Below are 13,858 nucleotides of genomic sequence, written 5' to 3'. Positions count from 1 at the left end.
CCGCGCCTCCGGCGATGCGCTCGAACAGCTCGCGCGTCTGCGGCAGGTCGTCGATGAGACGCTGGCCGTGGTCAACGTAGGCGTCCAGCTGCCCAGTGGCGACGCGGGTCATGCCGAAGGCCGCCGACCCGAGGTCGAAGGTCCCGCTGGAAACGCCCGTCCGGTCGATCAGCTCCTCGAGGACGATCGCCGACGGCATGGTCGGCCTGCCACGCAGGCCATACGTCCAGAAAGCGCCGTCCAGACCCGTGGCCGGTGAAGGCGCTGGGCTCCTGGACTCCCCTGCGATCACGAAGCTGGTCCCGGCCCCCCGCCTGGCCCTGAACATCGATCCGGTCTTCAGCTCAAGGACCAGTCCGTCGTCGACATCGCCGAGCACCGGCGATTCGCCGAAGGGCGCGGCCGCCACCGAGACGCACGCGGACTCCAGTCCGGCGGCCGCCGGGCGCGTGCCGTCGAGGGGGTCCAGGACGATCAGCCGCTGGGGGCGCCCCCGCACCGCCAGGCCCCGGTCCTCGGTGTACCAGGCGAGACCGTCCTCCGACGCCTGCTCCAGGATCGGCAGCGCGGCGCGCTCTGCGATCTCGTCGAGACCGAAGGTGACGTCGCCTCCGACGGCGACGCCTTCCGCCCCGCGAAACGCCGGCAGACCCATGTACGGAAGGACGGCCGAGCGAACGGCACGCGCCACCTCCAGCAGGAGGTCCGGACTCCGCATCAGCCGGAGGCGACGGCGCGGTAGACGTCCGACATGGCGGCGCCGACATTCGTCCAGTCGAACTCGCGGGCCCGGGCAGGCCCTCTTTCCGCCAGTTCGGAGCGGCGCTTGTGGCCCGACAACAACAGGTCAAGCTGATCCGCCCAGGCCCCGGCGTCACCGGGGGCCGCGTAGACGGGGACGTCGCCTCCGGCGAAGCGATAGCCGGGGATGTCGCTGGCGAGCACCGCACAACCCGCGGCCATGGCCTCCACGACCACGAGACCGAACGACTCCCCGTGAAGAGACGGGACAACCACGGACTCCGCCGCGGCGTACAGCGCCAGCTTGCGCTGGTGGTCCACCCGGCCCAGGCAGTGGACGCGGTCCAGCCCGTCCGGGGCGCTGGAGCCGGGGGCCGGGAAGCAGACGAGGTGCACGTCCGGGTGCCGGGCCGACACCGACGCGAACGCCCGCAGGGCGACGTCGAATCCCTTTCGGGGCTCGGGGCGTCCCACGAACAGCACGACGCGTCCCAGCCCGGCGGCCCACGGGTCCGGGGCAGCGGACGCATAGGCATCGGTGTCGAATCCATTCGGGACGATCTGCGGGTTCAGCGCCGTATACCTGCGCACGAGGGCGGCGGCGGACGGCGAAACCGCCGTCGCAGCTGCGAACCGGCGTCCGAACCTGCGCAGCGCCGGGGCGGCTACGCGGTAGGGCAGGAAGCGCTCGGCGGCCGCGTGGAACGTGGCAACCACCGGGACCCCGGTGGGCACCCGGAACGTAGCGGCGAGCGAGGCCGGAAGAAATCCTTCGTGCACGTGCAGGACGTCGGCGGGGTCCAGCGCCAGCTCCAGGCGGACTAGCATCCGGGGGTCCAGGCCCACCGGCGCGACCGAGCCGTTGGCCGGCAAGCGCACGGCGCCGCCCAGGGACATCATCTCGACGCCCGAAATCTTGTCTTCGGAGGGCAGCTCCGGTCCGAACAGGCTCACCTGCTCGCCGGCCGCGGACAGCGCGCGAGCCAGCCCGCGTACCTGCTCCTGGACCCCCCCAGGCTCGGACATGGAGTAGGGACAGACGAGGGCGATCCTCACCCCGGCGTGCGGCTATAGCCGGGGTCCGACGGCCAGTTGGGCTGGAAGAGGTGCCACTGCCCCGGGTCCATCCGGATGAGCGTCTCGAGCTCCCGGGCGATTCGCTGGGTCAGCGCGGCGACCTCCGACGTCCCGCCGCGGGACCGCTGCACGTCGATGGGATCGAGGATCACACCGTGGTAGCGGCCGCCCGGCCGCTGGAACACCGCCCCGGCCACGATCGCAGCGCCGGTCCTGAGCGCCAGGACCGCCGGCCCGGACGGAAGAAAGGTGCGCTCACCGAAGAATTCGACCTCCACGCCCGTCCCCGAGATGTCGCGGTCCGACAGCAGCCCGAGCGCGGCGCCCTGCTTGAGGCCCGTGATCAACGCCCGTGCGGTGGACGCCGTCCCGAGGGGGTGCACCTCCATGCCACATTCGCTTCTGAGTCGCACGAACATGTCGAACAGCACACGCGGCTTCAGGGCCTCGGCGACAGCGATGACCCTCCAGCCCCGGGATGCCAGCCAGGCGCCGGCGATGTCCCAGTTGCCGAGGTGGGGGGTCACGAAGATGACTCCCCGTCCGGACCGTAGGTAGGGCTCGAGCTTTTCGGCCCCCTCCTCGGACGTGCGCCCTGCAATGCTTCGAACCCCCGGCTTGGGCAGCCTCAGCGTTTCGACCCAGTAGCGGCCGTACGAACGAAACGCCCGGTCGACGGCCCTGTCCAGCTGCTCCGGGCCGACCACGCGTCGCAGGTTCGTCCGGATAACTTCCTGCCTGCGCTTGTTCAGCCTGCCGGCCAACGCCGCGGCCACCTCCGCCCCCGGTAGGAGAACGGGACCGGGCACGGCCGACGCGAGAATCCGGCCCGCCGAGTACAGCAGGTATGCGGGGTGCCGCTTTCCCTTATCCGCGGGCACGGGCCTGCTTGCCTACGTGGACGGCCCTCTGGACGACGGTGACCGCCGAAAGAGCGGCCAGGACACCGAGCACCGGGGTGATGATCCCGAACACGAGCCCGGCCACGATGGCGATCACCCTTTCCGCGCGCTCGGCCACGCCGACGGAAGCGTCGTAACCGAGGGACTCGGCCTTCGCCCTGATGTACGGCACCAGTCCGGACAGGACCAGCGAGACGATGCCCAGGGCGGCTCCGACGCCGTCTCCGCGGTCGAACAGGGCCCACGTGAGCGAGCCGAGGATCAGGCCGTCGGACATGCGGTCGGCGATCGAGTCGTAGACGGCGCCGAAGGACGTCGCCTTTCCGGTCGCCCGGGCGACGGAGCCGTCCACGAAGTCCAGAGCCCCCCCGGCCAGGAGAACGATTCCGGCCGCGACGAACCCGTCCCGCAGCACCAGAATCGACGCCGCGCCCGTTACGACAAGTCCCGCGGTGGTGATGAGGTTCGGCGAGATCCTGGACCGGCCGACGGCGCTTCCAACCGCGCGGGAGACACCTGAAAGTGCGTCCCGCGCCTTCGAGTCGAGCACGCTTCTCCTACGCCTTGGGGCCGAAAATCGCTGCGCCCTATAATGACGCGGGCCGCGGCTCCAGGCCTCGAACCGGCCTCGTCGGTTAGCGAAAGGACGCCGTCTGATGAAGCAATACGAGCCCTCTCAGATCAGGAACGTCGCGCTCGTAGGGCACGGGGGATCCGGCAAGACGATGCTCGCCGAGGCTCTTCTGTACGCCTCCGGGGCCTCAACCAGGCTGGGGCGTGTGGAGGACGGGACGGCCCACACCGACTTCGAGGCCGAGGAGCACGCCCGGCAGATCTCCATCGCCCTGGCGATGGCCCCCATCGAGTGGAAGGGACACAAGATCAACGTGATCGACTGTCCCGGCTACGCCGACTTCCACGGCGAGGTCGTGTCCGCTTTGCGCGTGGTGGACGCGTGCGTCTTCGTGGTGTCGGCGGTGGACGGCGTGCAGGTCCAGACGGAGCTGATCTGGGACGAGGCCCAGGAACTGGGACTGCCCTGCCTGATCGTCATCAACAAACTGGACCGCGAGCGCGCCTCCTACGAGCAGGCGCTGGCCGGACTCCAGGCGGCCTTCGGCACGAAGCCGTTCCCGATGCAGATCCCGGTCGGCCAGGAGCAGTCGTTCAGCGGGGTGGTGGACCTTCTCAGCAGCACCGGCTACATCTACGACCAGAAGAGCCCCGCCGGCACGGCGGGCGAAGTCCCCGCGGATGTCCAGCCGCAGATGGAAGAGGCCCACCAGCGGCTGGTCGAGGCGGCGGCCGAGGGCGACGACACTCTCATGGAGAAGTACTTCGAGTCCGGGGACCTGGACGAGAAGGAGACGGCGTCGGGACTGCGAGGCGCGATAGCGGCGGGAGCGACCGCTCCGGTGCTCGTGTGCTCGGCAACCCATCTCGTGGGCGTAGACCTGCTCGCCGACGCCATCTGCTCGCTCGTGCCGTCGCCGCTCGAGCGACCAGCGGTGAAGGGAGTGGCGAAGTCCGGATCGGAGGCCGAGGTCGTCCGGGCGGCGTCATCCGATGACCCGCTCTGCGCGCTGGTGTTCAAGACCATCTCGGACCCCTATGTCGGCAAGATCTCCATCTTCCGGGTCTTCTCCGGACATCTTCGGCCGGACCACCCGGTGACGAACTCCACCCAGGGGTTCGAGGAGAGGGTGCACCAGATCTTCCACATGATCGGCAAGGACCACGTGCCGGCCCCCCAGGTGGTTACCGGAGACATCGGGGCGGTCGCGAAGCTCGCGCACACCCACACCGGCGACACGCTGTGCGAGCCGCCGCCGATCGTGCTCCCCCCTATCGAGTTCCCCTCCCCCGTGTACTCCATTGCCGTCGCATCCAGGGCCAGGGGCGACGAGGAGAAGGTCTCGACTTCACTGCAGCGCCTGATCGAGGAGGACCCGGTCCTGCGGGTGGAGCGAAACTCCGAGACCCATCAGACCGTGGTCTCCGCGCTGGGCGAGACGCACCTCGGCGTTGTCATCGAGAAGATGAAGCGCAAATTCGGAGTGGAGATCGACCAGATCCCGCTGCGCATCGCGTACAGAGAGACGATCAAGGCGCCTGCCAAGCACGAGTCGCGCTACGTCAAGCAGTCGGGCGGCCGCGGCCAGTACGCGGTCGCGCACCTGGAGGTCGCTCCGCTGCCCCACGGGGGTGGATACGACTTCGTCAACAAAATCGTCGGGGGCGCGATCCCCGGAAACTTCATCCCTTCCGTGGACAAGGGCGTGCAGGGGGCGATGTCCGAAGGTGTGTTCGCCGGCTACCCGGTGGTGGACGTCCAGGTGACGCTGGTTGACGGCAAGTTCCACAGCGTCGACTCGTCCGACATGGCCTTCCAGATCTGCGCCTCCATGGGATTCAAGGAGGCGTGTAAAAAGGCCGGGGTCAGCCTGCTGGAGCCCGTGTCGGACGTCCACATCCGCGTGCCGGACACGATGCTGGGCGACATCATGGGCGACGTCAACTCAAAGCGCGGAAAGATCATGGGCACGGAGCCCGACGTCCGCGGCTATCAGCTCGTGCACGCCCAGGTCCCGGCTTCGGAGATGGTCCGGTACGCCATCGACCTGCGGTCCATCACGGGGGGCCGGGGAAGCTTCTCGATGCAGTTCTCGCACTACGAGCACGTCCCTCAGCACCTGGAGCAGAAGATCGCCGACCAGGCCGACGCCGACAAGAAGGTCACGGCCGGCAAGCACTGACGGCGTCAGCCGGTGGCCTCCTGGATGGCGGGACAAAGCCTGCGCCAGGTCTCCGACAGCATCTCCGGAAGCACCTTGGCGTCGGCAATCACCGGCATGAAGTTGGTGTCACCGCCCCAGCGCGGCACCACGTGCACGTGCAGGTGCCCCGGAGTGCCGGCCCCCGCGGCCTCCCCAAGGTTGATGCCAACGTTGAAGCCGTCAGGGCGGCTCGTGTCGCGGTGTGCGGCGATCACCGACTTCACCCAGTGCCACAGCTCTGCGAGCTCTTCGCCGGTCAGGTCCGCCAGATCGCCTGCATGGCGGTACGGCGCGACCATCACGTGGCCTGTGTTGTACGGAAAGGCGTTGAGCAGCGCGTAGGCCGCGACGCCCCGCGCCAGGACGAGGTCCTTCTCGTCGCCTTCGGGCGAGCCCCTGCCCTTCTCGCAGAGAAAGCATCCGGTGGGCGGGGTGTGGCCGGACACGAAAGCCATCCGCCAGGGCCTCCAGAGCCTCGACGTCATCCGCCGGACGGGACTCCGGCTTCCACGGCACGCGACGCGACGGCCGTGGCCGCCTCGTGTGCGAACTCCTCGAGGGCCACGCCCTTGCGCTCCGCACCGCCGCGATACCGGACGGACACGGTCCCGCTCTGTGCCTCCCGCGGCCCCACGATGAGCATCCAGGGCAGTTTCTCCAGGGTGGCGCGCCGAATCTTGTAACCCAGCGACTCCGTTGCCCTGTCCACCTCTACCCGCAGCCCGGCGTCGCGCAGCCGGCCGGCGATGCCCTCGGCCGCGTCATTGACCTCGTCTTTGAGCGGAAGCACTCTCACGTGCACCGGCGAGAGCCACGGGGGCAGCGCGCCCGCGGTGTGCTCGATGAGCACGCCCAGGAACCGCTCAACACTTCCGTACAGCGCGCGGTGGATCATGATCGGCCGGTGCGGTGAGTTGTCGGCCCCGACGTACTCGATGCCGAACCTCTCGGGGAGGGCGAAGTCGACCTGGATGGTGGTGCACTGCCGCAGCCGGCCCACCGCGTCGCGGAAGTGGAAGTCGATCTTCGGACCGTAGAAAGCGCCTTCGCCCTCCGCGACCTCGTACTCGAAAGGTGACTTCTCGAGGGCCTGGCGAAGGACGTCCGTGGCCTCCTCCCACATCTGGGGAGTTCCGATCGCCTTGCCGGGGTTGGTGGACAGATGGACCACTGGCTCGGAGAAGCCGAAGACCTTGTAGAAGTCGACGGTCATGTCCATGACGGTGATGATCTCGTCGAGCAACTGGTCGCGCCGGCAGAAGATGTGCGCGTCGTCCTGGGTCATCCCCCGCACGCGCAGCAGGCCCTGCAGCGTCCCCGACCGCTCGTGGCGGTAGACCGTGCCCAGCTCCGAGTAGCGCAGCGGAAGGTCCCGGTACGACCTCGTACGAGAGGCGTAAATGAGGATGTGGAACGGGCAGTTCATCGGCTTGAGGTAGTACTCGCCCTCCTCGGCCTGCATGACCGGGAACATGTTCTCGGCGAACTTCTCCAGGTGCCCTGACGTCTCCCAGAGCACCGCCCGTCCGGTGTGCGGCGTGGCGACGATGTCGTAGCCCCGGGCCAGGTGCTCGTCGCGGGAGAAGTCCTCGACGAGCTTGCGGAGCAGTCCGCCCTTCGGGTGCCACAGGTACATGCCGGGGCCCACCTCGGGGGGCGACGAGAACAGGTCCAGCTCACGGCCGAGACGTCGGTGGTCTCGCTTCTCGGCCTCCTCGAGGCGGTCCAGATAGTCCTTCAGTTCGCCCTCGGTCGGCCAGGCGGTGCCGTATATCCGCTGCAGCTGGGGGCGGGACTCGTCCCCACGCCAGTAGGCGCCTGATACGCGCAGCAGCTTGACGTGCTTCACCCACGACGTGGAGGGCACGTGGGGGCCGAGGCAAAGGTCCGTGAATCGCGGCGGGTTGTGGTACAGCGTGGCGGTCTCTCCGACCTTCACCTGTCCCTGCTCGTCGGTGCCGGTGAGGATTTCGCGCTTGTACCGCTGGTCGAAGTCGGTGAACAGCGATATCGCGCGCTCTTTCGGGACCTCCTCGCGCACGAACGGCTGGTCCTCGGAGGCGATGGCGGCCATCTCCCGCTCGATGCTCTCCAGGTCGTCGACGGCCAGTGTCCGCGGCAGGTCGAAGTCGTAATAGAACTGGTCCTCGACCGGGGGTCCGATGGCGTAGCGCGCGTCGGGAAACAGCCTCAGGACGGCCTGGGCCATCACGTGGGCCGCCGAGTGCCTCAGGACGTGCAGGGCCTCCTGGGAGCCGGGCGGCAAGAACTCTACAGCGGCTCCGTCCAAGCCCGTGTCGACGGCAGCCGACAGGTCGACCAGCGTCCCGTTGACGCGGGCCACCACCGAGCCCTGTGGTGCCAGCTCGCGCAGGATCGAGCCCTCCGCCGCCTGCTTTTGTTGCCCGTCGATGGTCATCCGGATCACGATTCGTGGGAGTCTATCGGACGCGGGTTGACGTTTAGCGATGCGCTCACAGGCGGTCCTGCCAGGCCTTCGTCCATTCGTCGACCGTCCAGCCGACCGACTCTCGGAGTGCCTTGGCCACGTGGTGCTCCTGCGAACCCGCTGCTATGCGAGTTCGGCCTAGCGCCTCGTAGAACTTGGCCACGCCTTCGGCGGAGTACCTGTCCGACAGGACCTCGAACGCCACCTGCGACTGCGCGTAGGCGCGGCCGATGTCGGACACCGACCCGACCGAAAATTGCTCGTCCTGCGGGAAGGTCCCGGGCTTCCCGCCCCGGCGGGCCGTAGGCAGCGACGACCCCTTGGGCGAAGAGCCGTGCGTCGCGAGGCCCTCTTCCACCCAGATGGGCATAAAGCTGCCCGCAGCGGGAGTCGTGACGGCGTGGATCAGCTCATGAGCCAGGATCCCCTGCTTGCCCTCATCGTTGTAGCGCTCGAAGTGCGACGACTGCACAAACAGCCGCACCCCCCCGGGCTCGAGGCCCTCAGTGGTCTTTATGGATCGTGCGGCGAAGGCGACGAACTTCGAAAGGTCGATGGTCGACTGCAGGATCCGGTCCAGCTCGCCGGTGGTGGATGGCGCGACGATCAGGTAGCGCTGCGTGGCCGGCCTCGGCCAGAACGATTTCACGGAGGCGTACGCCTTCTCGGCCGCCGCGAGCGCGGGCGCCGCCTTCGCCGACTGGTCCGGGTGGACGAGCACCGCGAAGTGCTCGCTCGTTGCGAGCTCCACCGGCCCAAAGTCCCACACCTGCCGCGGGGAGAAGCCGCCCAGCACGTCGAAGTCCGAGTCGGACGCCAGCCGCCACCCGTCGTAGTCGCCACCCCCGGACTTCACAAACGTGTAGTACCCGTTGTCCACGTACGGCTCGGTCTCGATCCCCCGCACCGCGGATCGTTGCCGGACGGCGAACGCGGCCACCTCTCGTCCGGAGTACTTCGCCTTCACGCGCTCGCCCGCTATCTGTCCGGAGAACTCCGTGACGGGCTCCACCCGGAAGGTCGAGAACGCGACCTGGGATGCGTTGTCGAAGGCCTTGAGCTGTGCAGCTGCGTAGGAGCCCGGATCAAGCGTCGCCTGGAGCAGGCCCCGGTCCTTGGCTTCGAACGCGCGGCCGCGGTCTCGCAGGAGCGCCGTAATCCCTTCGGGCACCGGCGCTATGGCCGCGGGAGCAGCGGCAGCCGGGGGGCCTTCTGCCGGCAGAAGCGCTGCCAGCAAAGCCAGGACGCAGGCGATCCGGCCCCGGCGCAGCGGCGGTGTCACAGCAGGATTATCCGACAAAGGGCGGGACCGGGAGTCTGGAGTATCGTTTAGTGCCGATGACGGATCTGAACACGACCCTCCACTGGGCCGGCAGGGGCGGCAAGAGAGTGGCCGTCACGCTGGTGGGACTGGCCCTGGTTGCGGCCGGAGTCGTCCTTCTCGTCATCCCGGGCCCGGGGATGCTCGTGGTGGGGGCCGGCTTGGCGGTGCTGGCCACCGAATACACGTGGGCACGCCGGGCCCTGAAAGAGGCGCGCAGGCGGGCAAGGTCCGCGTCCAACCGCATCGCTCACGCCCGCCGGTCAAGGGGGGCCTCAGTCGATTGGGACCAGTCGCGCGACCGCGACCCGACCCGATCGACCTGAAAGCGGCCGTATCTACCGCTCGCGGACCGACTCCACCCACTCCCGGACCTGGTTGGCGGTCCTGAAGTTGAGGATCCGCTCGCGGGGGATGCCCGCGCGGATCGCCGCGGCCAGTCCGTAGGACATGAACTGCAGCTCGTAGGCGGAGTGCGCGTCCGTGCCGATAGAGATGGTTACGCCCGCCTCCCGAGCCAGTTCGAGCAGCCCGATCTGAAGGTCCTGGCGGTTGGGGTTGGCGTCTATCTCCAAGGCCTTGCCCCGTGAGGCCGCGAACTCAAAGACCTTCGGCCAGTCGGCGTGCAGTCCGGCTCGGCGATCGTACATGCGGCCGCGCGGGTGGGCCAGGACCTGTATGTCCGGGTTCGACAGCGCGGCCAGGTAGCGATCGGTCTGGTCGTGCGTCCCCCGCAGTTGCGAATGGAACGAGCCCAACACGATGTCCATCTCGCGCAGGATGTCCGGGTCGGTGTCGCCTTCTCCCTGCGGCGTGAGGTTCATCTCGATCCCGCGCAGGATCCTGATTCCCGTCAGTTCGAGCTGCTCGTTAGCCGCGTCGATCTCGCGCCGCTGGGCAGCGATCGCCTCGGCGTCCATGCCCGAAGGAATCCTCTGACCGCCTGAGTGGTCGGTGATGGCGACGAAGGCGTATCCGCCGTAATCGGATGCCTCGCGCGCCATGTCCAGCACCGACAGAACACCGTCGCTGTACGTGGTGTGCATTTGAAGGTCGCCCCGCAACTCCTGGCGCCAGTCCGGATGCTCGCGCACCGTCCCCAGCGCCTGGGCCATTGTCAGGAACCCGGACCTGATCTCCGGCGGACAAAGGTCGGCGGGTGGATCGGATATCCACTCCTCCAGGCGCAGGGCCAGGTGGGGGCCGATCCCGGTCAGCTTCGTCAGCGGGAGCCCGGCCCCCAGGACGTCGGATGCCTCCACCGGCCAGGCCATCGCCTCCCTCGAGGCCTTGAGGTATGCGCGCTGGCGGTGGCCTTCGGCTTGCTCGGCGGCGCGCGCCAGAAGCTCGGAGATTCCCGCGTTGTCCAGTTTCACGCGCCAGCGTAGCCTTGCTGGTCCGGTCCCACTAACAGGAGCACCCGCGCATGGCGCTGCCCGTCGAACCGCCGGTCCGTCCGATGCTGGCGAAGCTGCAGACCAGCCTGCCGGATGCAGAAGGCTGGCTGTACGAGCCCAAGTGGGACGGCTTTCGTGCAATCGTCTTCCGGGACGGCAACTCCGTGCGGATGGTGAGCCGGGACCAGCGCGACCTGAATCGGTACTTCCCGGAGCTCGAGCCCGTGATGAGGGCCGCACTGCCCGACCGGTGCGTCGTGGACGGGGAGATCTTCGTCGTCGAGGACGGCCACCTGGACTTCGACGCCCTCGGCCAGCGGATCCACCCGGCCGAGTCCAGGGTCCGGATGCTGGCCGGGAAGTCCCCCGCGGGGTTCATCGCGTTCGACCTGCTGGCGCTGGACGATGCGGACCTTAGGACGAGACCCGCGTCGGACAGGCGGATCGCGCTGGAGCACTTGCTGCCGGCCGCCCGGGAGCCCGCCGATGCGGACGGCGTGCCAACCCCGCTGGAGGCAGTGCTCACGCCACAGACGCAGGAGGCGTCCCGGACCACACTGTGGCTCGGGGGAATCGCCGAGTCCGGCATCGAGGGCGTGATAGCCAAGCGGGCCGACCAGCCGTACCTGGAAGGCGATCGCGCCATGATCAAGGTGAAGATCCGCCGGACGGTGGATTGCGTCGTGGGCGGATACCGGCTGTCCAAGGCCGGAGACGGCGTGGGGTCCCTGCTGCTGGGCCTGTACTCCGGCGGAGCGCTGCACTACGTCGGCCACACCTCATCGTTCAAAGCCGCCGAGCGGCGCGAGCTTCTGGAGCGGCTGCGCCCGCTGGAAGGCGAGGGGGCGTTCGGCCGGGGCCGGTCCCCCGGCGGGCCGAGCCGCTGGAATCGGGGGGCCGCCGAGGCGCCGTGGGTGGGGCTTCGTCCGGAGTTGGTCTGCGAGGTCTCCTACGACCGGTTCGAGCACGAGCGGATTCGTCATGCGGCCACGTTCCTGCGCTGGAGGCCGGAGCGGCGCCCGGAGGACTGCACGGTCGAACAGACGGCGCCCGGCCGAGGCTGAGCCTCAGTCGGTCTTTCTTCTCTTCGACGGCATCGCTCGCACCGGCTCCCCCTTGGCTTTGGGGAAGTGCGGCGGCCACGGTGCGTCGCCGAGCCCGTCGCGCTCGTCCCGAGCCGCCAGGTCCAGTAGGGAGTCCAGGACGCACACGTTGTCGTCCAGCGCGGCGCCCGGGTCGCCGACCGTGGCGAACCGCGCCGGGACCGTGTCCACCCTCAGGTCCGACGGCTCGACGTCGGCCACCTCGTCCCACGACACGGGACATGAGACTCGCGCGTCCGGAACCGGTCGGACGGAGTAGGCCGAACTGATCGTCCTGTCCCGCGCGTTCTGGTTGTAGTCCAGAAACACCCCAACCCGTTCCTCCTTCCACCAGGCGGTCGTGGCGACCCCCGGCATCCGGCGCTCGATCTCGCGGGCGAAGGCGAGGGCCGCGCGGCGGACCTCCGTGAACTCCCAGAGCGGACGGATGCGGACGTACACGTGCAGCCCCCTCTTGCCGGTGGTTTTGGGAAAGCCCACCAGCCCGTGCTCCTGGAGCACCTCGGCGGCGACGGCGGCCACCCTGCGCACGTCGGCGAAGTCGATTCCGGGGGTCGGGTCCAGGTCAATGCGGAACTCATCGGGGTGGTCGACATCCCCTCGCCTGACCGCCCAGGGGTTGAGCTCCAGGCAGCCCAGGTTGATCGCCCACGCGAGGCTGGCCGTGTCGTGGACGCACAGCATCTCCGCGGACCGCCCGCTGGGAAACGTGATCATCGCCGTCCGTAGCCACTCCGGGCGCTTGGGGGGCACGCGCTTCTGCCAGAAGTCCTCCTCCTCGACGCCGCCGGGGTACCGGTGCAGCGTCGTGGGCCTGTCGTAGCAGCCCTTCAGCACGCCGGGCGCCACGTCGAGGAAGTACTGGACGAGTTGCATCTTGGTGATTCCGGCCTGCGGGAAGTACACCTTGTCCGGGTTGCTCACCCGGACCTCATGCCCGTCCACCTGCAGGATCTCAGCGCCCACGGATTCGGCCCCCCCTTCGGTGGGTACATGATCCGTGATCCTCGGCCGCGAAATGGAGATGTGATCCGTGGGTGAGCCCGCTGCGCTCATACCGGCGCCGTCGGAGTGCGCCAAGGTAGCCGGGCTTCGCTACGTCACGGATGCCTCCGCCGGCATAACGAGAAAGCGCGCGGGCAAGGGGTTCGCCTACCGCGACCCGGGCGCAGCGCCCGTGAAGGACCCCGAGACGCTGGCCAGAATCCGGTCTCTGGCGATCCCGCCGGCCTGGACCGAAGTGTGGATCTGCCCTTCGCCCAACGGGCACATCCAGGCGACCGGTCGAGACGCCAGGGGGCGCAAGCAGTACAGGTACCACGCCCATTGGCGGGAGGTCCGCGACGAGGCCAAGTACACGAAGATGATCGACTTCGGCACGTCCCTGCCGACGATCAGACGCAGGACGGCCAAGGACCTCGCGAAGCCGGGGCTGCCACGCGAAAAGGTGCTCGCAACGGTCGTGGGCCTGCTCGACCAGACCCTGATCCGCATCGGAAACCCCGAGTACGCCCGCGACAACGACTCATACGGGCTCACGACTCTGCGCGACAAGCACGCGCGCGTGTCGGGGGACAGGCTCATCTTCTGCTTCCGTGGCAAACACGGGAAGAAGCGGACGGTGGAGCTCCAGGACCGTCGCCTGGCGCGCGTTGTGAAAAGCTGCCGCGACATCCCGGGCCAGGAGCTGTTCCAGTACGTCGACGACGACGGGGCCTCGCACGTGGTCGAGTCGTCGGACGTCAACGACTACCTCCGCGGCGTAACGAGCATGGACTTCACCGCCAAGGACTTCCGCACCTGGGCGGGGTCGGTGCTCGCGGCCGAGGCATTCGTCGGGATCGGCCCCCCTTCGTCGGACACAGAGGCCAAGCGCAACGTGGTGCGTGCCGTCGAGACGGTGTCCGAGCAACTGGGCAACACACCGGCCGTGTGCCGCAAGTGCTACATGCACCCGGAGGTCATCGACGCCTACACGGACGGCTCCCTCATCGAGTTGTGGGACACGCTGTCCAAGGGCCACAGGTCCTCCCCCTACGGACTTCGCCCCGAGGAGGCCGCCGTGCTGGCCCTCCTCAAGCGCCGGGCCGC

13 protein-coding genes are annotated in these 13,858 nt (G+C 68.7%); 4 read left to right on the top strand and 9 right to left on the bottom strand.

Translation table 11 applies throughout. The annotated features are described in order from the left end of the window. From VNE62_12270 to VNE62_12255, 4 genes are all read right to left on the bottom strand, one after another. On the bottom strand, positions 1–718 hold a 718-nt coding region (locus tag VNE62_12270), incomplete at its 3' end, for an inositol monophosphatase family protein (protein ID HVE93056.1). Continuing rightward, positions 718–1,797, bottom strand: coding sequence for a glycosyltransferase family 4 protein (locus VNE62_12265; GenBank protein HVE93055.1), 1,080 nt, complete (start codon positions 1,795–1,797; stop codon positions 718–720). The genes VNE62_12270 and VNE62_12265, both read right to left, overlap by 1 nt. After that, positions 1,794–2,699 carry a phosphatidylinositol mannoside acyltransferase gene (locus VNE62_12260; GenBank protein HVE93054.1) on the bottom strand — a complete coding sequence of 302 codons (906 nt, stop codon included), beginning with the start codon at positions 2,697–2,699 and terminating at the stop codon, positions 1,794–1,796. The genes VNE62_12265 and VNE62_12260 overlap by 4 nt, the downstream gene beginning before the upstream one ends. Beyond that, positions 2,686–3,270 (bottom strand): CDP-alcohol phosphatidyltransferase family protein, encoded by a 585-nt coding sequence (locus tag VNE62_12255; GenBank protein HVE93053.1) that lies wholly within the window; start codon positions 3,268–3,270, stop codon positions 2,686–2,688. Before VNE62_12255 ends, VNE62_12260 begins: the two co-directional genes overlap by 14 nt. A gap of 106 nt (positions 3,271–3,376) precedes the next feature. Here VNE62_12255 and fusA point away from each other — a divergent pair, with 106 nt between their 5' ends. Continuing rightward, the gene (gene fusA, locus VNE62_12250) at positions 3,377–5,476 is read left to right on the top strand and encodes an elongation factor G (GenBank protein ID HVE93052.1); all 2,100 of its coding nucleotides are present in this window, start codon (positions 3,377–3,379) and stop codon (positions 5,474–5,476) included. Between the two features lie 5 nt (positions 5,477–5,481). Here the strand turns inward: fusA and VNE62_12245 are convergent, their stop codons facing one another. From VNE62_12245 to VNE62_12235, 3 genes are read right to left on the bottom strand one after another with little or no spacing between them, the layout of a single operon-like run. After that, complete coding sequence (locus VNE62_12245) at positions 5,482–5,952, bottom strand: HIT domain-containing protein (protein HVE93051.1); 471 nt, start codon at positions 5,950–5,952, stop codon at positions 5,482–5,484. Between the two features lie 26 nt (positions 5,953–5,978). After that, entirely contained in the window at positions 5,979–7,916 is a 1,938-nt protein-coding gene (gene thrS, locus VNE62_12240; GenBank protein HVE93050.1) for a threonine--tRNA ligase, read from the bottom strand. A 55-nt stretch (positions 7,917–7,971) separates the two neighbouring features. Next, positions 7,972–9,228, bottom strand: coding sequence for a hypothetical protein (locus VNE62_12235; protein ID HVE93049.1), 1,257 nt, complete (start codon positions 9,226–9,228; stop codon positions 7,972–7,974). Between the two features lie 56 nt (positions 9,229–9,284). On the opposite strand from VNE62_12235, the gene VNE62_12230 reads away from it, so the two are divergent. Then, positions 9,285–9,593 carry a PGPGW domain-containing protein gene (locus VNE62_12230; protein ID HVE93048.1) on the top strand — a complete coding sequence of 103 codons (309 nt, stop codon included), beginning with the start codon at positions 9,285–9,287 and terminating at the stop codon, positions 9,591–9,593. A gap of 12 nt (positions 9,594–9,605) precedes the next feature. Here the strand turns inward: VNE62_12230 and VNE62_12225 are convergent, their stop codons facing one another. Beyond that, positions 9,606–10,643 carry a PHP domain-containing protein gene (locus VNE62_12225; GenBank protein ID HVE93047.1) on the bottom strand — a complete coding sequence of 346 codons (1,038 nt, stop codon included), beginning with the start codon at positions 10,641–10,643 and terminating at the stop codon, positions 9,606–9,608. A 50-nt stretch (positions 10,644–10,693) separates the two neighbouring features. Between VNE62_12225 and VNE62_12220 the strand changes: the two genes are divergently transcribed. Beyond that, positions 10,694–11,728: an ATP-dependent DNA ligase gene (locus tag VNE62_12220; GenBank protein ID HVE93046.1), complete on the top strand. Its 1,035-nt coding sequence runs from the start codon at positions 10,694–10,696 to the stop codon at positions 11,726–11,728. 3 nt (positions 11,729–11,731) lie between these two features. Here the strand turns inward: VNE62_12220 and VNE62_12215 are convergent, their stop codons facing one another. Further along, entirely contained in the window at positions 11,732–12,733 is a 1,002-nt protein-coding gene (locus VNE62_12215; GenBank protein ID HVE93045.1) for a DNA polymerase domain-containing protein, read from the bottom strand. 67 nt (positions 12,734–12,800) lie between these two features. Here VNE62_12215 and VNE62_12210 point away from each other — a divergent pair. Continuing rightward, positions 12,801–13,858 (top strand): DNA topoisomerase IB (locus VNE62_12210; protein HVE93044.1); only part of this gene is annotated, 1,058 nt, incomplete at its 3' end.

The organism is Actinomycetota bacterium, assembly GCA_035536535.1.
Lineage (GTDB): Bacteria > Actinomycetota > JAICYB01 > JAICYB01 > JAICYB01 > DATLNZ01.
The sequence above is the reverse complement of the archived record's forward strand: the minus strand, read 5'-3'. Positions and strand labels throughout refer to the sequence as shown.

Bases quoted from the DNA above. Each gene is read 5' to 3' on its own strand.
- thrS (HVE93050.1), bottom strand. From the start codon at position 7,916: ATGACCATCGACGGGCAACAAAAGCAGGCGGCGGAGGGCTCGATCCTG.
- fusA (HVE93052.1), top strand. From the start codon at position 3,377: ATGAAGCAATACGAGCCCTCTCAGATCAGGAACGTCGCGCTCGTAGGG.
- VNE62_12245 (HVE93051.1), bottom strand. From the start codon at position 5,952: ATGGCTTTCGTGTCCGGCCACACCCCGCCCACCGGATGCTTTCTCTGC.
- VNE62_12220 (HVE93046.1), top strand. From the start codon at position 10,694: ATGGCGCTGCCCGTCGAACCGCCGGTCCGTCCGATGCTGGCGAAGCTG.
- VNE62_12230 (HVE93048.1), top strand. From the start codon at position 9,285: ATGACGGATCTGAACACGACCCTCCACTGGGCCGGCAGGGGCGGCAAG.